Annotated in this window: 10 protein-coding genes; 2 read left to right on the top strand and 8 right to left on the bottom strand. The window is 52.9% G+C overall.

What is annotated here, in order from left to right; all coding sequences use genetic code 11:
- Positions 1-105: 105 nt before the first annotated feature.
- The gene (locus tag ABXS88_RS11515; protein ID WP_353672191.1) at positions 106-5,127 is read right to left on the bottom strand and encodes a PAS domain S-box protein; all 5,022 of its coding nucleotides are present in this window, start codon (positions 5,125-5,127) and stop codon (positions 106-108) included.
- Positions 5,128-5,608: 481 nt separating this feature from the next.
- On the opposite strand from ABXS88_RS11515, the gene ABXS88_RS11510 reads away from it, so the two are divergent.
- Positions 5,609-7,786, top strand: a complete 2,178-nt coding sequence (locus ABXS88_RS11510; RefSeq protein ID WP_353672190.1) for a glutamine synthetase III — start codon at positions 5,609-5,611, stop codon at positions 7,784-7,786.
- Positions 7,787-7,911: 125 nt separating this feature from the next.
- On the opposite strand, the gene ABXS88_RS11505 is transcribed toward ABXS88_RS11510, so the two are convergent.
- The 5 genes from ABXS88_RS11505 to ABXS88_RS11485 all read right to left on the bottom strand — a co-directional run bounded on the left by ABXS88_RS11505 (position 7,912) and on the right by ABXS88_RS11485 (position 16,338).
- Complete coding sequence (locus ABXS88_RS11505) at positions 7,912-12,543, bottom strand: ATP-binding protein (RefSeq protein ID WP_353672189.1); 4,632 nt, start codon at positions 12,541-12,543, stop codon at positions 7,912-7,914.
- 172 nt (positions 12,544-12,715) lie between these two features.
- Positions 12,716-14,812 (bottom strand): acylase, encoded by a 2,097-nt coding sequence (locus tag ABXS88_RS11500; RefSeq protein ID WP_353672188.1) that lies wholly within the window; start codon positions 14,810-14,812, stop codon positions 12,716-12,718.
- Positions 14,806-15,201 carry a 6-carboxytetrahydropterin synthase QueD gene (queD, locus tag ABXS88_RS11495; RefSeq protein WP_353672187.1) on the bottom strand — a complete coding sequence of 132 codons (396 nt, stop codon included), beginning with the start codon at positions 15,199-15,201 and terminating at the stop codon, positions 14,806-14,808. The genes ABXS88_RS11500 and queD overlap by 7 nt, the downstream gene beginning before the upstream one ends.
- 111 nt (positions 15,202-15,312) lie before the next feature.
- Positions 15,313-15,948, bottom strand: a complete 636-nt coding sequence (locus ABXS88_RS11490) for a transglutaminase family protein (RefSeq protein ID WP_353672186.1) — start codon at positions 15,946-15,948, stop codon at positions 15,313-15,315.
- A 30-nt stretch (positions 15,949-15,978) separates the two neighbouring features.
- Positions 15,979-16,338 carry a hypothetical protein gene (locus ABXS88_RS11485; RefSeq protein ID WP_353672185.1) on the bottom strand — a complete coding sequence of 120 codons (360 nt, stop codon included), beginning with the start codon at positions 16,336-16,338 and terminating at the stop codon, positions 15,979-15,981.
- 55 nt (positions 16,339-16,393) lie between these two features.
- Here ABXS88_RS11485 and ispD point away from each other — a divergent pair, with 55 nt between their 5' ends.
- On the top strand, positions 16,394-17,077 hold the full coding sequence (ispD, locus tag ABXS88_RS11480; protein ID WP_353672184.1) for a 2-C-methyl-D-erythritol 4-phosphate cytidylyltransferase: 684 nt from the start codon (positions 16,394-16,396) through the stop codon (positions 17,075-17,077).
- On the opposite strand, the gene ABXS88_RS11475 is transcribed toward ispD, so the two are convergent.
- Together ABXS88_RS11475 and ABXS88_RS11470 are read right to left on the bottom strand one after the other, a co-directional pair.
- A complete protein-coding gene (locus tag ABXS88_RS11475; protein ID WP_353672183.1) occupies positions 17,074-20,637 on the bottom strand; it encodes a response regulator in 3,564 nt (1,187 codons plus the stop codon). The genes ispD and ABXS88_RS11475 overlap by 4 nt on opposite strands.
- A gap of 72 nt (positions 20,638-20,709) precedes the next feature.
- A complete protein-coding gene (locus ABXS88_RS11470; RefSeq protein ID WP_353672182.1) occupies positions 20,710-23,679 on the bottom strand; it encodes a methyl-accepting chemotaxis protein in 2,970 nt (989 codons plus the stop codon).
- Between the last annotated feature and the right edge of the window lie 3 nt (positions 23,680-23,682).

The raw sequence follows: 23,682 nt of genomic DNA, 5'->3' as shown, positions 1-23,682 counted from the left end.
AGGCTTCGGCGTTGATCTGTTGAACTATAGGTTAATTATAAATTGATTATTTGATGATTCATTGTGTTATCCAGGTTGATTTACGGTTGTCTCCAAAACCAGAGATTAGGAGCCCAGTAATGCCTTAATCGTGCTATCCAATTGCTTGAGTCGAACGGGTTTACTCAGGTAGTCATCGGCCCCCGCCGCTAAACAGCGTTCTCGATCTCCCTCCGCAGCCAGGGCCGTTAGGGCAATGATCGGAATGTTGCACAAGCTTGCCTGCTGACGCATTTTTCGTATGGCTTCTAGGCCATCCATCTCCGGCATTTGCACATCCATCAAGACGAGATCGGGCGGATGGGCCAGGGCCAATTCAAGGGCCTCCCGGCCATCATTGGCACAGATGAGGCGATAACCTTTGGCCTCTAAATAACTGGAGATGGTAATCACGTTGGCCGGTTCATCTTCCGCTAGCAAAATTAAAGGCCCTCGGGCGGATTCCAATGCCCCAGTTTCCAGGAAGGAGAGAGCCGCCTCATTCTCCAAGCCTATATTTCCTGAGTTGGCGATGGAGGATGCCGCTCGGTAGGGGAGATCAACGGTGAAACAACTGCCCACCCCCAACTCGCTGGTGAGGCCAACGCGGCCCCCGTGGAGTTCCACAATTTGTTTAACCAGGGCCAGGCCCAAGCCCGTGCCGGTATATTTGCGGTTGAGGGCACTATCAATTTGGACAAAGGGTTTAAAGAGTTTGGCAATATTTTCCGGGGCAATGCCAATCCCCGTGTCGGTAATCGCCAAGCGTAGATAGGGGAGCGTTCCAGGGTCTGAAAGTAAAACGGAAACAGCTAGCTTCACCCGACCGCCTTCGGAGGTGAACTTCACGGCATTGGTGAGCAAATTCAGCAACACTTGCCGCATACGGATTTCATCAATGGTGATGGCCGGCAAACGGGGAGGAATGTTGGTTTCCAGGCGAATCTGTTTTTTCAGGGCCTGCTGTTTAACAAAGGCGAGACTGGAATAGCATAGTTGTTCAATCGAGGTGACACTGTAGTCGAGGCTGACCTGTCCCGACTCAATTTTGGCCACATCCAGAATGTCATTAATCAGAGACAAGAGGTGATTGGCACTGCTCTCGACAGTCCGCAGGGCCTTGAGTTGCTTGTCATTAATGAGTCCAAAAATACCTTCCTGCAGGCCCTCCGTCATACCCAAAACCGCATTTAAGGGCGTCCGCAGTTCATGACTCATATTGGCTAAAAATTCATCCTTGAGACGGGTAGCCCGTTCTAGCTCAGTATTGGTTATGGCGAGTTGCTCGTTACGCTCCAGCAGTTGAGATTGCACCCGTTGGCGTTCTCCCAATTCCTGTTGTAATTGCTCAAAAAGATTTGCCTGGTGAATCGCAATCCCCACTTGGTTGGCCACCTGTTGCAAGAGTCGGGCCTCGCTGTCTAGCCAGACCCGTTTTTCGGTACAGGCGTGGATGACCAGAACGCCCCACAGTTTGTTATTCGCCTGGGGGGCCACCCAGCGGTGACTTTCCGGCGGGGTGATTTCCTGCAAAATGGGGGCAACCATCTTGGACTGAATTTGCCCTTCTAGGGAATACTCAACCAGGCAATCTGTCCAAGTATCATCCATGACATCGGGGACAATGCGGGGTTGGCCCTGCCAGTAACAATCCAAAATCTCTTGAGACCACACTTCATCGGGCCAATGGCGGTCACGGAGGCGCGGCAGGCCATCGACCACCGACTCCTCCACAATCTGACTACGGCCGTCGGGGTATAACCGGAAGACAATCACCCGGTCGCCCTTCAGGGCCTCTCGCACTTGCTGAGTAACCGTGACGAGGATCTGGGGTAGTTCCAGGGCCTCTTGGTGGATCAGTTGGGTAATGGTGGCCAGGGCCTGTTGCTGACGGAGTTGGGACGCTAACTGGGCCTCGGCCCGTTGCCGCTCTAACAATTCCATCTGAGCTTGGTCATAAAGACTGGCCTGGTAGATGGCAATACTCAATTGGTTGGCCAGTTGTTGCACTAAAGCAATCTCTGAAGTTTGCCACTGACGGGGAGCCGAACATTGATGAATACAGAGGAGTCCCCATAATTGCTGTCTGTACTGTAGGGGCAAAACCAGATTGGCCCGGACACCAAACTGGGTCAAAATAGCGCTATGGCAAGGTTCTAAGCCGTTGTTTTCAATATCATCGGCGGCGTAGTAGCGTCCCTGAGCATAAAGGGAGGAAAAGTTTTCACCAAAACAATGGTCATGAACCCGCACCGCTAAGACAGAGGGCCATTCCGTTATCGGGGATTCCGCCACAAACTCCCCATCATTGTAGTGAGCATCCGGATAAAACTTGAAAATCCCCACCCGGTCGGCCTGGAGGGCCTGGCAAATTTCCTGACAAGCCGTATCAAAGATAACTTGGAGATCGAGGGACTGACGAATCCGCTGGCTGATTTGTCGCAGTAAAGCCTCTCGCTCGGCCTGTTGATGAATAATGACCTCGGCCTGGCGTCGCCGTCGATTTTCCCGATAGCCCTCGATCAGGTTACTACAGGTCACCAACAGCGGTTGGAGAGTCTCAACCAGTTTTAGAGTATAGCCACCGGGCCGATTGGCCACCCCGACCATGCCGATCAGGGTATCGCCACTAAAGAAGGGCAGGCCTAAAAAGGCCTTGAGGGGAGGATGGCCCTCGGGAATGCCGCCTCGACGGGGATCGGTGCTGGGACTATTAGCGATCACAGGTCGGCCCGTCATAATTACCGCCCCAAACAGGGTATTCATATTGGTGAATTCCATGCCCTGTTCGTAGTTTTCTTCGTAGAATTTTTGGGTTACCTCATCCCAGGCAATATTGGTAATGCTGTGGGTCTTGAGGTAGGGGACGCCCCGGATTTTGAGGAAACTCTCCTCCATCACGGCGATTCCATCATCCCGGAACAAGACTTCGCCAATAAAACCGTACTCGCTATCGGTCATGTCGAGAAGCAAGGTCAAAAGGCCTTCAAAGATTTCGAGGCGGTTCTGGGCCGTAATGAACTGGGCTTGGGCCTGGGTGATGCCCTGAAGTAGTTGATTATTGTGTTGGAGTAATTGTTGGGCCTGCTTTTGCTCGGTAACATCCTTCATCACAGCTAGAACATGAGTCCCATCTTCTGGGCCAAGTAGGAGCGACGTGGTAATGGCCAGGATCCGATCCGAGCCATCCCGGTGGCGAATCGTCCATTCTTCCGATTGAATATGATCACCCTGGCGCATGGCGGTCATCCGGGCCATGGCCCGGGCCTGCGCTTCTGGATCGGGGTAGAGGGTTTGGTACCAGCCCCGTTCGTTAATTTCCGCCTGGGTATAGCCCGTTATCACCTCCATCTGGGGATTCCAGACGGTGAACTGTACAAAGGGATAATCGGGGCAGGCCTGGCACACGCATAATCCCTCCGTCAGATTCTCCAAAATCAAACGACGGAAGTTGTTTTCTGCCTGGAGGGTTGCTTCGGCCAACTTGCGATCGGTGATGTCTGCCAACAGAGCCATGGTTCCGATATACTGGCCTGCTTCATCAAAAAGGGGCGTCGCCGAGGCCAGAGTCCAGACCACTGACCCGTCTGCCCGCAGGAGAGGCACTTCATTGACTTCCGCAATGCCGGCCTGTCGCCGCGCTAACAGTTCTTGAATGTGAGGATGCAGTTCCGGGGCAAAGAAATCCAACAGGGAACGGCCGGCCATCTCTTCTGCGGTTCGGCCCAGCATTTTCAACAGGGCCGCATTGCCAAATTGGTGCTTCGCTTCCGCATCAATAATCCAAACACCCTCCTGGGCCGTTTCGATAATCTGGCGATACTTGGCCTCACTGGCCCGCAGGGCCTGCTCCATGGCTTGTCGTTCGGAAATGTCCCGAAAAATACCCTGCAACAAGAATTCTCCATGGCTCTTAATCAGAGCACAGGTAAATTCTACCGGTACCATAGAGCCATCACGTCGCTGAAAGATAAGAACATCGGGGGAGGATGAAGCAGAGAGTTGTTCAGCGGCTTTTCTAAAAATTGTAGTAACCTTCGGTAGCTCTTCCGGTGGATGCAGTTGGCTAAAGTGTAGGGTAGTAAGTTCTGCCGAGGAATAGCCCAATAGTATTGCTGCTTTTTGATTGACCTCCAGGATGTAGCCTTGGAGATTGCCCAACATAATGGCATCGGCGGCACACTCCATTAAGCCTCGATACTTCGCCTCCTTGTCCGTCAGTTCTTGGGTGCGCTGGATAACTTGTTCTTCAAGGTCTTGGTTGAGTTGAGCCAGGGCTTGGACGGCCTGCTGACGCTCCCATTCCGCTTCTGTTTGAGCCGTAATGTCCTGCACTGTTCCGCGAGAGAGCCGGGGAGAGCCATCCTCGGCATAGTGGGTTTCGCAATGTTCCTGCAAGTACTTAATCCGGCCATCCGCCATCAGCAGACGATGCACCAGGCTATAGGGTTGGTGATATTGGAGGTGGCGACGGTAGGCTTCGTCAACCATAGTACAATCGTCTGGATGCACCAAATTCAAAAAAGTTTCATAGGATGCGTCAAATTGCGACGGATCAACCTCAAAAATGCGAAAAACTTCCTCCGACCAGTAGAGGCGATTGCTCAGAAGATCCAGTTCCCAACTGCCGACTTTGGCAATGCGTTGGGCTTCCCGAAAGCGTTGACTATTCTGCTGGAGATCTAGGACACATTGCGTTTGGGAGGCCTGCTGGAGGCTTTCCGTCGTTACGAGTCCCACGAGTCGGCCCTGGTCATCCACAATGGGCACATGCCGCACCCGGTTTTGTTGCAGTAACGCGAGGGCCGCCGCACTATCGGTTAAGGCCGATTCGCGTAGGGTCAAGACGGGCCCAGTTATGGCCTGGCCCACTGCCAAGTCATCCAACAACTGCCTTTGCGCCCACAAACGCACCACATCCCGTTCCGTCAACAGGCCCACCACTTGCTGATTGTCGGCCACGACTACCACACAGTCTAGGGGATAGGTTAATGGCAGAGGAGATGTAGATGACCCTTCCCCTTGATACATCAGGCCAATGGCTTCGCGGACAGGGGTTGCTGGCGAGACAGTGAGCGGATTCCGAATTAGGGCAGATTGTAAACTCATACTTATCGGTGAGGATCGGCGTTACAGGAGAGACTTAAAGCTTGATCAAGCTGGCGCAAGGCCTAGGCCTTGTCATCGACTTGACTCGTGAGGGCTAACGGGACAATAGGGCCGATCCTGTACACAATTAAATTCAAGAATACTAGTCAACAAATCAAAAAATAAAGGACTCAAACTTTTTTGCCATCAAAAAGGGAGGGTCATGTTATTAACACTTACCGTTATGTAATGATTGTAATTTAGTTTTTTTTGAAAGATCTGCCCGATTTTAAAGAAACGGCCCCTGGTTGCCTGTCCTTGCTTGGCCCTGCCCACCCAAGACCATCCTGAAAATCATGGTGGTATTAAAGTCTTGGAGTCGCTGCTATTCTGTCTATTTAGAAATTGAGGGTGGTGCTATTTTCTCTTTTGTATCTTTACTGTCTATATGGGGTCGGTTGACTTCGGTATGATCAGCCCTGATTAAGATTGAGGTTATGTCATGAGTGGAAATATGGGTCGTTTGCAGGCAGTTCAGCAGATTGTTAATCGTCCACCGGTCAAGATCTCAGTGCCCCCAACCCATTTAGAAGACATTTGGGCAGAGAACGTGTTCGATCTGAGCAAAATGCAGGCAAGTCTGCCGAAAACTGTGTTTAAATCGATTAAAAATACGATCACCACGGGTCAAAAATTAGACCCCTCCGTTGCGGATGCGGTAGCAATGGCGATGCGCGATTGGGCCATGGGCAAGGGGGCAAAATACTATGCTCACGTTTTTTACCCCATGACCAATCTCTCAGCGGAAAAGCATGACGGCTTTATTTCCGTGCAAAGTGACGGCAAAGTGATTTCAGAATTTTCGGGGAAAGTCTTAGTGCAAGGCGAACCGGACGGGTCTTCCTTTCCCAACGGGGGAATTCGGGACACCTTTGAGGCACGGGGCTATACGGGTTGGGATGTAACCAGTCCCGCCTACATCATGGAAACCGATAATGGTTCTACCCTCTGCATTCCAACGGTGTTTGTTTCCTGGACAGGGGAAGCCTTAGATAAAAAAGTACCGTTGTTGCGTTCCATCGCCGCGATGGATAAAGCGGCCAATAAAGTGTTGAAATTATTGGGCCATAGTAATATTGCTCGAGTTAACTCAAGCTGTGGGGCAGAGCAGGAATATTTTTTGGTGGATGCTAGTTTTGCGGCGCAACGTCCCGATTTGCTCTTGGCCGGGCGAACCCTCTTCGGTAAGGCCCCTGCTAAGGGCCAGGAATTTGATGACCACTACTTTGGGGCCATTCCTGAGCGAGTACAAGTATTTATGCAGGACGTTGAAGAAACGCTCTACAAGTTAGGGATTCCTGCTAAAACCCGCCACAATGAAGTCGCGCCGGGACAATTTGAAATTGCGCCTTTCTTTGAAGCGGCCAATGTGGCGAGTGACCATCAACAATTATTGATGACGGTATTAAAAAATACGGCTAAAAAGCACGGTTTCATGTGTTTATTGCATGAAAAGCCGTTCGCGGGAATTAACGGTTCCGGCAAGCATGTCAACTGGTCAGTGGGAAATGAAACCCAAGGCAATCTGCTAGATCCCGGTGACTCTCCCCACGATAACGCGCAGTTTCTCATTTTTTGCGGTGCCGTCATCCGCGGTGTCCATAAATATGGCCCTCTGATGCGGGCCGCGATTGCCACCGCCAGCAATGACCACCGTCTTGGGGCCAATGAAGCGCCTCCGGCCATTATGTCGGTTTATCTTGGTACCCAATTAGAGGATGTGTTTGAACAAATCAAAAATGGAACCGTGACCGAATCGAAGCAAAAAGGAGTGATGGATCTCGGGGTCGATGTTCTGCCGACCTTAACCAAAGATGCCGGTGACCGGAACCGTACCTCTCCCTTTGCTTTTACCGGTAATCGCTTTGAATTTCGGGCGGTGGGCTCTAGTCAATCGGTGTCTGGACCATTAATTGTACTCAATACAATTTTGGCGGATTCCCTCGACTGGATCGGTAATCGGCTCGAAACGGAATTAAACCAGGGACTGGATTTAGATGCGGCTATTCTCACCGTCCTCAAGGAAGTGATGATGAAGCATGGACAAGTGATTTTTGGCGGCAATGGCTATTCCGAAGAATGGCATAAAATAGCCGTTGAAGAGCGGGGCCTCGCCAATCTGCCCACCACCGCCGATGCCCTACCCTATCTCAAAGCCGAGGCCATTGAAGAACTCTTCCAGAAAACCGGGGTGCTAACCCCAGTGGAATTGGAAAGCCGCTTTGAAGTCTATGCAGAGCAATATATTCTTTCCATTGAGGTGGAGGCCAAACTAGCCGTTTCCATGGCAAAAACCTTAATTTATCCCGCGGCCCTGTCCTATCTTGCTAAACTCACCAGCACGATGGGCAGTCTCTCGAATCTGGGGATTACCCTGGATAGCCAAGTCGCCCAAAGTGTCGCCACCCTAGCCAATCAACTCCTGACGGCCGCCAACCAATTAAAGGAGGCGCTAGCTAAACATGATTTTGAGTCTACCGAAGCCAAAATGCAATATTGCGCCCAAACCCTGCGTCCCTTAATGGATCAGCTCCGCCAATCTGCTGACGCCTTGGAAGGGGAAGTGGCGGATAACGAGTGGCCGTTACCGACCTATCAAGAAATGCTATTCATTAAATAGCGAATTTAGTCTACCGCTTCTCTGAGGCCTAACGACACAACTGACCCCACCCGTCTCCCCTAAACCAGGGGAGATGCTGTTGGCAGAGGGGGAACCATCGGTAGCCTCACCTTAAAGGATGGGGATCAGGCCCCCGTAGACCGGAGCAATTCCTGGATGACGCCCGCCAATTCCTTCAAGCGCACCGGCTTACTCAGATAACAATTGGCCCCACTAGCTAAACAGCGTTTGGCATCGTCTTCCATCGCTAGGGCTGTTAGGGCAATGATGGGGGTTTGCTGAAGGTTTTCCTGCGTGCGGATCCGTTGCATTGCCTCTAAGCCATCCATCTCCGGCATCTGTACATCCATCACAATTAGGTCGGGCTTTTGTTCTATCGCCATGGCGACCGCCGCTTTTCCATCCTTGGCCCAGGCGACCCGATACCCCTTGGCTTGGAGATAACTCGACAGAGAAAGACCATTACTCTCATTGTCCTCTGCCAACAAAATCAGGGGAGATTGGCCGCTGATGGAAAGGGCCTCCATGCCAGGCCCTGGACTGGCCTCCGGAACCGAACAGACCAGAGCGTGTTCAGGACAAGGAAGGTCAAGGGTAAAACAACTCCCCACCCCAACTTGGCTGGTTAGGCCGATCTCCCCTCCATGGAGTTCCACAATGCGTTTGACCAGGGCCAGGCCCAAACCCGTTCCTTCATAGCGGCGATTGAGGGCGCTATCAACCTGGATAAAAGGCTGGAAGAGCTTACCCATCTGTTCTGGGGCAATACCAATGCCCGTATCTTCCACGCTAAAGCGCACCCTGTCCGCGGTGGGCCAAGAGACACTCAGGGTAATCCGTCCCCCCTCAGGGGTAAATTTCACCGCATTATTGAGGAGATTGATCAGGGCCTGGCGAATCCGCCGTTCATCGACCCACAGTTCGGGGAGGTTCGGGGCTAGCTGGGTTTCCACCCGCAGGCCTTTTTTCATGGCTTGCTGTTTGATGAAAGATAGACTGTCTTTACAGAGTTCTGGGATTGTCGCTGGGCCAATATTGAGTTCCATCTGACCGGATTCAATCTTGGAGAGGTCAAGGATATCGTTAATCAACGAGAGGAGGTGGTTCCCACTATTCTCAACAGTCTTCAGGGCCTCCTGTTGTTTCAGATTCACCGGCCCGAAGATTTCCTCCTGCAAGACTTCCGTCATTCCTAGAATGGCATTCAGGGGCGTGCGTAGCTCGTGGCTCATATTGGCCAAAAATTCATCCTTAAGACGAGTGGCCCGTACCAGTTCCTCGTTGGTTTGCTGGAGTTGTAGTTCCGCGAGTTTGCGCTCCGTAATATCCTGATTGATGCCGATAACGTTCACACCGCCCGTATCAGGATCCCGGTGAACGATGCCAATATCGAAGATCCAGCGGATTTCCCCCTGGGGACGCACAATCCGAAATTCCGTTTCAAAGTGGGACAGATAGCCAAAGGCGGCTTGGGCGGCTTCTTCCATCCGTGCTCGGTCATCGGGATGAATACACTGCAACCAATCATTTTGGGTCATGGGGCGGCCGACGGGTTCAATGCCGTAAATGGAATAGAGTTGGGCATCCCAGTGTAAACCTTCCCCTTCTGTCCATTCCCAACTCCCGATCAGGCCTGCTTCGAGGGCCAGGGCTAAACGGTTAGAGAGGTTTTGTAATTGGGCCTCTTGGAGTTTTTTCTCGTTCTCCCGTAATTTTTGTTCGGTGGCTTGGTAGTCTAGGTCGGCTTGGATGGCATCCAGGGCAAAGGAAATATTGTCGCTAATTTCCTGCAGCAAGGCCCGTTCATCGGCGCTAAAGAATCCTTTTTCTGAGGAGTAGATAGTCAGCACGGCTACTACTCGATTATTCTGCTGAATGGGGACGGCCGCGGAGGAGTGGAAACCGTAGGACAAGGCTCGATCACGCCAGGGAGCAATGAGAGGATCGGTGTCAAAGTCCTCACAAAGCACCAGTTGGTTGGTGCGGGCAGCGGTACCAGTGGGGCCTCGGCCGGCGGGTTCATCTAGAGCGGTGACGTGAATGTTCTCGATGTAGGCCGTCGCTGGACCGACCTTAGCAAAGGGGATAATTTCCTGGGTTTCGGGGTCAACACAGCCAATCCAGACCAGGGAAAATTGGGCCACCTCAACCACCGTCGTACAGATTGCCCAAAACAAACTATCTTGGGTGCGGTTGTGGATAATGGCTTGGTTAACTTGGCTGAGGGTGGCATAGAGACGGGTAAGGTAACGGATTCTTTGCTCCTGGCGCTTACGTTCGCGGATGTCCCGGATTACGGCGAGGATACGTTGGTGATGATCAATGGTAGCAATCCCCAAGGTCACTTCCACCCAAAACGTTTCCCCATCCTTGCGTTTGCCCAACCATTCAATGACAGGAGTTTGGCCGGCTTTGGCTTGCTGGAGATACCCTAAAATTTTCTCTGGGGTTTGCCAGGGTTCATGGCCACTAACGGCAGAAATATCTAGGCCAATCAGTTCCGCTTTAGTCGGGTAGCCATAGAGTTTCAGACCGGGCTCGTTGACATCCAGAATCTCGCCGGTATCAATATCCTCAACAAAAATAGCCTCGAAGGTGGAGTTAAAAATGGCCCGGTAGTTGCGCTCACTCTGTTGAACCGCAATCACCATACTTTGCTTAGTCAACACATCCTCAATGATCCGGGCCACGGTTTGCAGAAGGGTTTCTTCTTCGGGGAGAAACCCTTGATCTTCGCGATAATAAACGTCAATGCGTCCTGGCCCTGTCCCACAGCCCGAAAAAGTTGCGGTCAGTTGCCAAGGACTCGCTTGGTAGTGAGGGGTCACATACTGGTCATTGCCGCAGTGGATACAAGCCGAGGTTATGGCTGGATATTGAAAAGCTGGGGGGAGCAGTTCAACACACTGTTGCAAAAAGGCCGCCACCTGGAAATCTTCCTGCTGGGTCAGCCGACTCAGTTGCACCAAACAGTTCAGTTCCTTAATTCGTTCCTTCAGATCAGCGGTAGTCTGATTTAATGCCTGGGTGCGTTCCTGAATTTTCTGTTCCATCACCCGACGACGATTCCCCAACAGAGTCACCACCATCGTCAATAGAATCGTCATCCCTAATCCCATCACGAGGGCGACTTTCCCTGCAATTACCGGATAGGATGCCCAGAAGTTGGCATTGGGGGACACGGTTAACACATAGGTTTTGCCAAAAATAAACAGAGGATAAACAGACACCAAGTTCCTGACATGGTGGTTGGTTAGGCTTGGGGGGAACAGTTGGGGCGCTTCTGTCCCGACAGCTTTTTCGGCAAGGATTGCGGGCGGTCGGTCAGCAAACAGGGCCAACCAGTACAGATCCGAGAGCGTCTGCTGATAAAAGCCACTGGCTAGGCTAATCGACAGTAATTTTTGCGGTTCAATGACAGCGGAGATGACTCCACTCGTCAGGATCGCCTCCTTTCGGAAAACAGGATAGTACAGACGCAGGGTATTCGTTTGATTAACCGGGGTCTTCTGGGTCAGTAGATCTGTCGCGGTGTTCAGTCGGCTAGTGACCGCCGAGCGCAGGGCCAACCCTTGGGTCGGATCTGTGGCTAAATCGTAACCTTTAATCATGGCTTGCTCATTAGCCGGAACGCTGTAAAGCACCGGATAGTAGTCGGCCCGCTCCGTGACGGGGACTTTTCGTCCCTGGGCATCGTACTGAAAAATCCTAAAGTTCGGGAGGCCCTGTTGGCGCAACTGTTGCTCAAAGGCATTTTTTTGATCCGCCGCAACCAAGGGAGCCCATTGCCAGTGCTGAATTCGACTCACCTGCACCATCGGTTGCGTGTATTGTTGAAACTCCGCCTCCGTGACCTCTTGACTCGAGAGAATAAACTGACTGAGCATCCTCAATTGCTCATCCCGGATCTGTACCAACTGTTCTAAAAACTGTTCGACCTGATTATTGGCGATCGCCTCAAAATTTTTCTGTTGGGCCAGCATCTGATTTTCCTGGAGCAGACCACTGATACTCAGCGTTATGATTACCCCCGCCAGGGCCGTAACGTAACTTCCCCAATAGCGCCAGCGGGAACTATCACTCAGTCGACTCAGGGAAAAGGCAAAACTCCCCAGTAAAATCACCACTAACACCAACGTCACGCCCAGGGGCAGCAGCCGAAAGCGATTCAATTGCTGTTGCCATTCATCGACCTCTATATCCATCCCCACCACTGCCATCACCGCCCCCGTATCCCGATCCACCACCGAGCTAAAGGCCGAGATAAACTGTCCGTATTCATCCCGATAGGGGCCAATGGTGAGGTGACCAGGCGCTTGGAATAGGGGGTAAAGTTCTGGGGGGGGCTTTTCGTAAACCGTTCCCACCGGACTTGCCAGGGGGTCATCCGGCTCTAAACTTTCCGGCCCAAAAATAATCTGCTGACTCCGGAATGCCATGGTGTAGATACTGCGATATCCCAACTGCTTGCCATAGATCGCCATTTGCTGATGCAAACGTTGGAAATAAGGGCGTTGCCAATCCGCCGGTGTAAACGTAAAATTTCCCAGTTGACTCTGATTTAAACTAGCGGCAATGGTTTTAGTCTGATTCAGGAGCAAGGTACGGATTTGTTGATCCGCCTCTGCCATCCGCCACTGGGCAATACTAAACCCACTCAAGAGAATCACAATGGCCAGTACAATCAACAGGCCACGCCAAACCCGGTCTAAACCAAAATTGGAAACAGCAAAAAACCACCGGGATAGCCTGCGCATAGGGAGCACTCAAGGAAGACAGGAGGCAATACAGGAGCGTGTCTTTCTTCCAGTTTAAGCTTAGCTCGCAGGGACAAAACTAATTAAAAACCCTTGATTGTCTAGGTGTTTGCTGAGCCCAATCGCAACAAGCTACGGGGTATGGGCAACTCATTTTTAGATCACAGACTCTTTAAGGCAATTGTTCTTGCTTTTCCAGATGGGCCTGAATGGCTTCGCGGGTGCGCCACACGGGCCGGAGCTGATTTTGGCTATAGAGGAGCAATTGATCACCATTGTGGGGGGACTGACTTTGACTCGCATTACCGTAAACCAAAATACTCTGGGCCTGGACAGGATTGCTAAATTCCACCCCGCTGAGGTAACTCGTTCCCGCAATCGCCTGGAAACGTTGGTCGGCCTTGGCTCTGAGTTCCAGCACCCGGAAACTCCCCAGATTACCAGGGCCTCCCTGGGCCGGTCGGGTACTTTTTCCTGCCGTCATCGTTACCACCTCCCCCCAAGCAACATCAAGAGAACCGTATAGCAGTTGCATCTGAGCCGCCACTCCTTCCAATACTGCCAGAGCCGTATTCAAATCCGCCAGGCCAGCCGGGGTATTGAGGGGGTCTTGGGGATTCCAGGGCCGAGAAAATATCCGCTCAGGGCCGAGGGTCAGGGCCCAAAGCAGGAATAAAACGGCCCCGCGACTATCGGCATTATTTTGACGATCCCAGCGCTCTAGAACTTGGGCTGCTTCAATGCCAATGGGATTGGCCAAGGCCTTGGCGGAGGGAATCAATAGGGGCAAAACGCGATCTGCCAACTCGAGGCGAGAGTCCAAACTCTGTTGAATCATCTGCTCCAAACTGAGCTTTTCGGCCGTCTGTAACAGCTTGAGGGAACGTTGACTACGGAAAATTTCCGGGGCCAGGCCTAGATTGGCCGCCGCTAGACTGGCGGGGTAGTCCGTTGGTTTAAGTTGGGAGGGCCAAGTGCTAGTCCAAGGAGGATCATTACTATTTTGTAACCAGCCGGTGTGGGGATTTTTCAGTTTGGGCAAGTTGGGGTAAGCAAAATAACCCTGCCAGAGATCCTGAGGGCCTCGGGCCGGCCGAATTTGGCCCCATTCCTGCCAAGTGCCCGTGCGTTCCGGAGCCAGGGCGTTGTAGAGATAAAAGATATTACCCTCCCGGTCACCGTAGAGCAGATTGAACATGGGTAATTGCAGGGTTTTCAGGGCCGCTTCAAAGTCGCTAAAGGATGAGGCTTGGCCCATCTGCCAAAATTGCTCTAACACCTGGGGCCGGTCTAACCCCGCCATCTGCAGAACGTAGGCCCGGTCTCCCTGCTGGGAAAGGACGACCCCCGCTTCGCTATGCTGAATCTCCCATTCCAAGGCCTGGAAACTGCCATCAGCCTGGCGAATTTTGAGGGTTTTGCGCTCTCGACCAAAGGTCTGGATCTGACCCTGCCAAAGATACCCCCCATCCTGGACAGTCAGCTCGTAGAAATTGACGTTGTGGGGATAGTTGACGGTCAAACTCCAACCCAGGTTGTCATTGAAGCCCATAGCCAAGACGGGCATACCTACCAGCGTTACCCCACTCAGGTTAAGGCCAGGGGCCTGGAGTTGAGCCTCTGTCCAACGATAGAGTCCACCCCAGGGAAGGTGGGGATTGGCAAGTAGTAGGGCATGGCCAGAGCGAGAACGACTTGGGGCAATGGCCCAGGCATTGGAACCACCTGGTGATACGGGAATGGGTTGGTGATTACGAACGGCCTCAATTTGCTGGGGATTAGTGAGAAATTGAAAGTATAAGACCCGTTGGACGTGGGCTAGAACATCAACGCCGCTGACGGGTAAAACCTGACGATGGGCCGGGGTAACGGCCTGGGGATACTGCTGAAAGTATTGATTAATCCCGGCCGCAAAAGCGGTTAGATTAGCCCGCATAGTGGGAGTTTGTTGGTCATACCAGGCCTGGGCCCGTTCGGGAATAGCCATCATCTGGACGTACTGATCAGTGGCCAGGTAATCAATGCCGCCGTACTCGGACGCTCTGCCCCGAGCCTCTCCATACAATTGCAGGAGGAGATCGCCATGGCCCTGGGCCTGGGCCCAACCAAAGGCCCGCAAGAGACTTTCCTGATCCGACGCAAAAATGTGGGGAATGCCCCAACGATCCCAAAGAATCTCCGGCCCATTCCGGCCCCAACTGGGGACGCCCCACCCCAGGGTCAGACAAAGAACACAGGCCAGCAGGCCCAAGCCGATCCGTTTTAACACAGTGCTTGCGCTCCTAGATGGGGGTGAAAGTAACGCGCACCGCTGGTGCAGGTTTCACGAATCTCGACGGAATGCAGGCCTGCCAGACCGGCTTTTTCCAGTTGCTCAAAAATCCATTGGGCCACCGCCTCACTGGTGGGGTTTTCCAGGCCAGTAGTCTCATTCAAGTAGTAATGATCAAGATAATTTTCCAGTAAGGGCTCCAGATAGCAGCTAATCTCCCCAAAATCCATCACCATTCCCTGTTGAGGGCCGCTGGTCTGGAGGCTATCACTCTGAATATAGACCCGGCCAATCCAGCTATGGCCGTGGAGACGGCAGCATTTGCCATCGTGGTGGGGCAAGACATGGGCCGCTTCAAACCGAAATTCTTTATAGATTAACCACATGCGGGTGGTACTTCCATCACGCTAGACAGAACAATCAGTATAGTGGGAAAACTTGGCTTTCGTCTTGCTCGGGAGCCATTTAAAAGCTAGTGAGCTTAACTATTTTCAGGGTTAAGGCGTTGGGGATGCTGAGGATAGGGGATTGATTGTGTTCAGGCCATAATCCTTGGCCGATGCTAAGGCAATATCTGGAAGATAGCAGAGCATGGCATCCCAACTACGCTGGCTTTGTAGTGCCTCTACAACGATCGGCAGGGGATCTGCCAAAATGGCCGGAAACGTAGCTTCTTCAGGAAGTCGGACATTATAAGCTAATTGCTCCTTGGGGGGCGTAAATTGAGCCTTGATACCTTCTTTATTCCCCCTCGCATCAACGCGATACCAACCCATTTCAGGTAAATATACTGCGTTAAAGCCATGTAAGCAGTAGGGCGCACCTTGATCATCAATACTCAAGCGCTGATAGCAAAATCCCGCTGGAATACGGTTGGCTCTCAGTAGGGCCGCCAATAGGTGACTTTTAGCAAAACAATAACCTGTCTTGTACTTGAGAACATCCGACGCACGACAGGTAATAGGGTTCAACTGATAGTCAACGCTATGGCGAATTTCATCCCGCACCCACTCGAAGCAGGCCCTGGCAACGGCGGTTACGGTTTCCTGTCCTAGGGCTATCTGTTGGGCCAGCTGAATAATTTCAGGGTATTGCCAATTAATAATGTCACTAACCTTCAAGTAAGCTTCCATCTCTATATCAATTCATTGGAAACTATAATGCTAGCTACTTAACTCGATTTTTTCTTGGTGCTTGAGTCCCAGACGGCCCCGAGCAAAGGAGTAGGTCACCGGACTGCCTACCACGAAGTCCTCAAATTTCCGTCGGTTGATATTTTTTTTGAGACGGCCCAGGTCTGGCAAGTTAAGCACCACCACAAATTTGTCCTGGCAGTTTTCACCGTCGTAGTTACCATTGCTGTCGTAGCGGGGATAGCAGTCGGTCGTATGCCACTTGTCTTGGATGACACCGGTGTATTGATAGTTAGTCAAAATTTGGCCCTCCCATTGGTAGAAACCAAACCCGGCCCCCAGTAAAAGGGTTATACCAACAAACCAGGCCCAAAGTCTTTTATTATTCATAGTGCGGCAGCGCAAACAGTAGCAGGATTAACAGAGAGCATTGGGAGGGGCACACATGCATTTACTGATTCCGGCGGCGGGGATGGGAAAACGAATGGGCAGTGACCGCAATAAGCTGTTACTGACGCTCCTGGGGAAACCCCTGCTGGCCTGGACGTTACAGGCGGCGGCGGTAGCAGAGCAGATTACTTGGATCGGGATTATTGGCCAACCCTACGATTTTGATGAATTTGTCGATATTCTGGATGATTTAAACCTCAGTATACCGGTAGAACTGATTCAGGGGGGAGAGACTCGCCAGGCCTCGGTGTTTAATGGTCTCAAGGCCCTGCCATCCGATGCCCCAGCGGTATTGATCCACGATGGGGCCCGCTGCCTAGCTACGGCAGATCTGTTTAATCGCTGTGCCCAGGCCTTGAAAAACTGCCAGGGTCTGATTGCGGCCATCCCGGTTAAGGACACAATCAAAGTGGTGAATGAACACCGCTGGATCCAGGACACTCCCGACCGACGACATCTCTGGGCCGCTCAGACGCCCCAAGGCTTTGAGGTAGCCCTCCTTAAAAATTGTCACCAGCAGGGGGAAGCCTTGGGCTGGGAAGTGACCGACGATGCGGCCCTCTTTGAAAAGTGTCAGCTTCCCGTCAAAATCATTGAGGGTGAGGAAACCAATCTCAAAGTGACGACCCCCATGGATTTGGCCATTGCCGAATTCATTTTGCGTCACCGTTTGACCTAGTGGTTCAGGACTTGGGCCAGGGTATCCAAGAGATAGTTGGGCTGGAAGGGTTTAGTGAGGTAATGGGTGGCCCCTAATTCGCTGGCCCGTTGACGGTGTAAGGGATTTTCCCGAGAGGTCAGGACAATAATCGGTAGGCCCTGCCAAGTGGGGTGAGAACGAACTAGACGCATTAGGGTAAAGCCATCCATATTTGGCATTTCTAGGTCACAGATGGCTAGGGCAATGCCCTCGGTCTGACGGTTGAGCAGTTCCCAGGCCTCCTGTCCATCACGACATTGTAGGACTTGATAGCCCGAGCGTCCCAGCACCCGGTTGAGGGTACGGCGTACCGTGACGGAATCATCAATAACCAGGATCGTGTTCTGGTCGGTGGAGTAGGGTTCAACGCTAGGAGTGCCCAGGGAGGGAAGACCTGGAGACGCAACCGCCGCATTCCAGAGACTATCCAGGTTATTGGGCAGGAGAATAGGGACGACTTCCCCTGTCCCCAAGACCGTACAGCCTCCCAGATAAGTGGGTAAGGGCGTGAGGGGGTCAAAGGCTTTAACCACCAGGGGCCGCTCGTCCACAATTTGCTCCACAGTCAAGACCGACGGGCGGTCACCAATATCCACCATTAAACCGACGTTGGCCGGCCGGACTGGTGCAAATTCCGCTAGGGCACTGTTATAGGGAAGAAGTTGTTCCAGGGGGCAAACCCGTACTTTCTGGCCCTGCCATTCCAGGTGGCCGTCTTGGATGGCGTATTCCTTCAGGGGCAAAACCCGCAAAACGTTTTCCGAAGGAAAGGCCAAAAGCCTTTGCTGGGTTCGAACCAGGAGCAAGGGCATGATATTGAGGGACAGGGGAATACGAATTAGGAAGCGGGTACCCTGGCCGAGGTGACTTTCAAGACGTAGATTGCCCCGGAGGCTATCCACCAGTTGTTTCACAATATCTAAACCCAGGCCCCGTCCGGAAAGGTCGCTTACGGTCTCAGCGGTGGAGAAACCTGGCACAAAAAGATACTCGAAAATAGCTTCCTTACTGGCCCGATGGCTTTGAGCTTCGCTGATTAACCCTTGGGTAACGGCCTTTTGACGAATCTTTTCCGGATCAATGCCCCGGCCATCATCGGCCAGGGTAATGGTGATTTGGTTGCCGGTTAGGGCGGCGGCGAGGGTGATGGTTCCTTGGGGAGATTTCCCGGCCGCTAGACGCTCCTCGGGGGTCTCCATGCCATGGTCAAAGGCATTACGGATCAGATGGGTTAGGGGATTACGTAGTTGTTCAAAAACCGTAAGCTCCAGCAGAACCGACTCCCCAATAATCTCCAGTTGCACGTTTTTTTGGTGCCGCTGGTTGAGCTTGGCCAAGGGTTGGATAAAGGAGCGGGCCAAGTTACCGAAGGGGAGGAGACGGGATTGGGTCAACTCCTCATCCAGATTTTGCAGGGATTGGCGAACCTGGATGAGGGTTTCCTGGAGGTCGCGTTCCACGGTTTCAACGTCATCTTGGATTTCCTGGACCTGCACCATCATTTCCTGAAAGCGCTGGAGTAGGCTATGGACCGAGGTATAACGGTCAAACTCCAGGGCATCGAAGTCCCCCATTCCTCCGTTATCTTCCTCCGTACTAGAGGGGGAGGAGAGGGTTTGTTCAGAAAAGGAGAGTTCATCGTAGAGAGATTCCACCTGTTCCCGGAGCGGAATCAGTTGCTGGTTCCGGTTTTTCAGGTTTAAACTGGCTTGACGGAGTTGCCGGTCGTAGACTAACAATTGCTCGTGGTTAATCAGGAGTTCACTTACCACACTACTCATGTGAATCAGCCGTTCCAAGGGAATCCGTAGACTTTGGCGACGCTCACTGGGAATGGGGGTGGGGGCCTGGGCCTCACGGGATGGGGACGGCAGAACCTCTATTGGGGCGGGGGCCTTCTCCTGGAGCGGCGGGGGCGTAACGGCAACCACCGGTTCCGGGGCCACTAAAAATTGCTCGCGCTGGTACCGGAGATTAGCAATCACCTCTGGCATGAGACTAAGGACAGAAGCCTCAGTCAGTTGGGGCAGGGCCTGCTCGGCCAGGGCCTCTAACCAGGGACAACTGAGGGCCTGCCCCAGGAGAATGCATTCCTCTAGAAAGGCCTGGAAATGGGTTTGGAGTTGGGCGGAGGGCTGACCGGCCTGGAGGGATTGTTCCAATTCCCCGAGACGACTTTCCAGTTCCGTGGTTAGGGTAATGCGGACAAAGTCGCTAATATCACCGAGATGTTCTGGGGTTTCTCGACTACCGGCAGGCTGGGCCAACAGGTCTTCCAGGGCCTGGGTGATGTCCAGGGGCGGTGCATCGGCGCTATCCATCAGACCGGCATTGGCCGCATCCACCAAGCTTTGGACTTCATCTAGCGCTAGGGAAAGCAATTGCAGGGCCGTGGGAATATCCTGGAGTTGATGCTGTTCTAGGGCCTCGAAGACATCCTCCATGCGATGGCAGAGGTGACTGAGGGTGGGTAATTCCGCCATGCCAGCACCGCCCTTGAGGGAGTGGGCCGCCCGGCCCATGGTTTTAAAGATGGGCTGGAGTTGGGCCACCGAGGCGGATTCGGCCAGGGCCTGCTGGAGTTGGCCAAACCCCTGGGAAAGGGCCGCTAGACACTCGGGGGCATCTTCTTCTAAAAAGGCCTGACGGGCTTCAACAGCGATAGCGGCGAGGAGGTCAGCATCCAATCCCCCAGCAGTAGAGGCCGGGAAGCTGGTTACCGGAGATGGCCGGCTACTCTCTGGGTCAACGACTCGAGGAGTAATACTAGGGATAGAGGGCGCAGGCGTCCCCTGACGGGCTAGAAATTGGTCGCGCAGGGTGCGAACTTCGGTAATGGTGGTGGTGATCTGCTGGGCTAACGATGAACTGTTAGGCGATAATTCAAGGCCCTGACCCAGATTCGTCAACCAGTCACAACTTAAGGCCTGGCCCAGAAGTGTACATTCCTCCAGCAAGAGTTGAAAACTCTCCCACAACTTGGCGCCGGCCAAGCCTGCCGCAACTTGCAGTTCTACCCGCTCCAAGCAGGCCTCTAGTTCCACCACGAGGGCCGTCCGCACGAAGTCAGAAACATCTCCCAGATTAATATTGGCATTTTCTAGCACTAGGCCCTGGGCCAAAAAGGCCGCCAGGGCCTCACTAATCTCTAAGGGCTGGCTCGCCATTTCTGCGGAGGGAGGTTGTTGGGCCAGATTGACCTGGTCTTGGATGGCCTCAATGGCGATGGCGATCAACTCCCAAGCCGTAGCCGTATCCTTCACCTGGCCCTGCTCTAGGGCCTCAAACAAAGCCTCCAAGTGATGACACAGGCCCTGGAGGGTTATGAGGGTGGCCATGCCAGCGCCGCCCTTGAGGGAATGGGCCGCCCGCCCCATCTTTTTGTAGAGACTGGCCAAGGCCTGGGGGCCGGCATCCTGGCCCTGGGATAGATGCTGGAAACCTTGAACAAGCACATCAATACATTCGGGGGCATCTTCGTCTAGAAAGGCCTTACGGGCCTCTTGAGTAATGGCTTCCAACATTGCGGCATCTAGCATCTGCTTTCTCTCTGGCCTCTGTCCTTCATGATCTGGTTTACTGCTATCCCTAATTCCCAAAAACCGAGGGCGTTAGTCCACGGTAAATTGACCGGCGGCCTCTTCTAGGGTCCCCGCCACCGCCACCAGTTCCTCCAGGGACTTGGCCACCACCGCCGATCGTTCGGAGGTCTTCTGGGAAACCGTCGCGATATTTTGCATTTTTTTCGTCACCTGTTGGGAGGTTAAGCGCTGGGATTCCGTGGTCTCGGAAATGGAGGCTAACAACTGGTCGATTTCTTGACTAATGCCCGCTAAATTCTGAAGCGTCTCCTTCGTGGTTTGCACCAGTTGGGTTCCCGTTACAACTTCTGTCGTACTTTCCTCCATCATCTGGGTCATTTGGGTCGTTTCTTCCTGAATCCGCAAAATCACCTGCTCAATTTCCTGGGCCGAGGCCGTTACCATTTCTGCCAGGCGTCGTACCTCATCTGCCACAATCCGGAAACCCTGGCCATTTTCCCCCGCCCGAGCCGCCTCAATGGAGGCGTTAAAAGCCAGTAGGTTGGTTTTTTCGGAAATACCGGAAATAATCCCAACAATTTTGGAAATTTCCTGGGAAGATTCCGCCAAACGCTTCGATTTTTTGGAAATTTCCGCTACCCGGCCCCGAATTTTGTAGATACTGTTGACAGTTTTATCCATCGTATCTTGACCTTGTTGGGCCGCCTGGCTACCCTGACGGGCAATCATCGCGGCATTCTGGGCCGCCTCGGACACCGACTCAATCGAGGCGGCAATCTCTTCTACGGAATGGCTAGCTGTCTCTAGGGTTTTGGCCTCTGCCATGGCTTTGTAGGACAAGCTGGTCACGGATTTGCGGTTGCGGAGGGCTCGTTCGTTTACTTCGTTGGCGGTAAGCAATACTTTTTGCACGAGGGCGCGGAGTCGGCTAATGGTGGCGTTAAAGGCGTCGGCGATGGAACCCACTGCTCCGGCTTGTACTTGGGATTTGATGGTTAAATTCCCCCGCGCCACTTCTTCAATGTCTAGAAGGAGTTGAATCGCATCTTGCTGGAGCTCTTCTTTTTGCTGACGTTGGGTTTCCGCTTCTAGCTGACGTTGACGGGCTGCCTCTTCAATGGTTTTCGTGTAGGTTTCCACCCGGTCGGCCATTTCATTGAAGGTTTTGGCCAATTGACCGACCTCATCCTCCGAGGCCACAGCGGCGCGGATCCCCGATTCCCCTGCCCCCAGACGCTGGGCTGTTAACTGTAACTGCTTCAGGGGTTGCGTCAGGGCACGGCCTAACAATGAAGCGACCACCGCCGCGAAGATCAGGGTCAAAATCCCGACCCCTAACTGGAGGAGGAAGGTTTGTTGAAGTAAGGCCTCCAGGTTGGTTTCTGGCGTTCCTCGCACCAGAAAGGCCAGGGGTTTCCCCTGGGTATCGGCAATGGTTTGTACCGCGATGGTCAGGGGAAGGCCCTCCACCTTAGAGCGAGTGGTGAGGTTTTTGCTGTCCCCCTTGAGGGCCTTTTGCAGAATACTGAGGTCGGCCAGGGGGAGATTATCAACGAAGGTGGCATTTTCTCCCTTACCTTGTTGCAGGACAGAACTGGCGAGGAGCGGTTGCTTACCGTCTTCGGTATAGTAAACCGCCGTGTAACCACCATCCAGGGTCCGGGCGGTGTCCGTGGCAATTGAATTTTTGTTATTTACCAAATCCCCGGCAATCAAGACACCAAGGAGAGCCTGGGTTTTCGGATCCTGCACCGGCGTTGCGGTAAAACGAATCAGACCTTTGGTGTTATCGGCGTTCATGAACTCAGTGATGAAGGGAGCCCCTTCCTTTTCGAGATCGGTTTTTGTAATTAGGGCCGACTGACTAATTTGTTGGGGATTGCTAAGGACAGTTTTCACCAAGCCACTGGGGTCGAAGGTCTCGCCTGCTCGGTCAAAGTTGGCATTGGCAATAATTTTTTTATCCTTACCCACCAGGGTTGCGTACTCGATGTTACGGGCCTTAATTTCGTTGTTCAGGATTTGGCGTACCTGTTCCTTAAGATCCGCTGGTAGAGGCTTTTTCTGAGCCGATAGACGAGCCGCTTGGATGATGGCTAAGTTTTCGGCTTGACCCCGGAAGCCCAACTTCATCTGGTTGATTTTAATGTTGTAGTTAATTTCCGCCACGAGGGATTCCGCCGAGGCTTGGCTCTGGAGTTGGGCTCGCCCTGAGTAGAGGGCAATGGCCATCCCAGCGCCAACAACCCCTACCACCGAAATCGTACTACAGGTTAAAAAGGCAATAAATTGCTTGTAGGCAATGGGCAGGTTGAGCAAGCTCTGCCGGAAGCTCTCGGGGACTAATTTCCCTGCCTTTAATTCCGCTTCGTATTCCTGCTCTAGGGCCGCTTGCTCTTCCGAAGAACCCGTTTCAATCAGGCCCTGTCGGTAGGATAGGCCAACGGAGGCTTCCGCTTCCTTCTCTAATTTGGCCCGAATCCCTGCTAGGGCCTGGTCAGCGGTGGCACTAAAGGTTTGGTCGGTATCTAAGGCCTTAATTTCCTGGTAGAGGGCCGCCGCCTCCGGTAGAAAATTGACCTGTTCCAGGGCACTGGCCAGAGCGATCTTGGTCACAATATCACTGGGGTTGGCCGCCGCTGCTTGCTGGAGGGCCACCACTTCTTCCGGGTACTGACGTTCCTGGAGAGCGGTTTCCTGTAGCCAAAAACTGACATCCGTGGCATTGGCCGTTACATCAATCTTGCCCTGGCGGTAGGATCGTCGAGATTCTGCAGAGACCGTAGCCGACTGGCCCAGTTTGAGTTGGAGATCTGCAATGGCCTTATCTGCTACGGCCTGGAACGTTTCGTCCGTTGCCAGATTTTTCACCGCTTGGTACTGTACCAAGGACTCACTCCAAAATTTCCCTTCCTCCAGGGCACTGGCCAAGGACATCCTGGCAATGAGGTCGTTGGGGTCTTGGTCAACGGCCTTCTGGAGTTCAATAATTTCCGCTGAAAAAAGCGTTTTGGGGGAGGAATCTTGGGTAGCAGTCATGGT

Source organism: Synechocystis sp. LKSZ1 (genome assembly GCF_040436315.1).
GTDB lineage: Bacteria > Cyanobacteriota > Cyanobacteriia > Cyanobacteriales > Microcystaceae > Synechocystis.
The sequence above is the reverse complement of the archived record's forward strand: the minus strand, read 5'-3'. Positions and strand labels throughout refer to the sequence as shown.

Coding starts and splice junctions, on each gene's coding strand:
- queD (WP_353672187.1), bottom strand. CDS start 15,201: ATGTGGTTAATCTATAAAGAATTTCGGTTTGAAGCGGCCCATGTCTTG.
- ABXS88_RS11470 (WP_353672182.1), bottom strand. CDS start 23,679: ATGACTGCTACCCAAGATTCCTCCCCCAAAACGCTTTTTTCAGCGGAA.
- ABXS88_RS11515 (WP_353672191.1), bottom strand. CDS start 5,127: ATGAGTTTACAATCTGCCCTAATTCGGAATCCGCTCACTGTCTCGCCA.
- ispD (WP_353672184.1), top strand. CDS start 16,394: ATGCATTTACTGATTCCGGCGGCGGGGATGGGAAAACGAATGGGCAGT.
- ABXS88_RS11505 (WP_353672189.1), bottom strand. CDS start 12,543: ATGCGCAGGCTATCCCGGTGGTTTTTTGCTGTTTCCAATTTTGGTTTA.
- ABXS88_RS11485 (WP_353672185.1), bottom strand. CDS start 16,338: ATGAATAATAAAAGACTTTGGGCCTGGTTTGTTGGTATAACCCTTTTA.
- ABXS88_RS11490 (WP_353672186.1), bottom strand. CDS start 15,948: ATGGAAGCTTACTTGAAGGTTAGTGACATTATTAATTGGCAATACCCT.
- ABXS88_RS11510 (WP_353672190.1), top strand. CDS start 5,609: ATGAGTGGAAATATGGGTCGTTTGCAGGCAGTTCAGCAGATTGTTAAT.
- ABXS88_RS11475 (WP_353672183.1), bottom strand. CDS start 20,637: ATGCTAGATGCCGCAATGTTGGAAGCCATTACTCAAGAGGCCCGTAAG.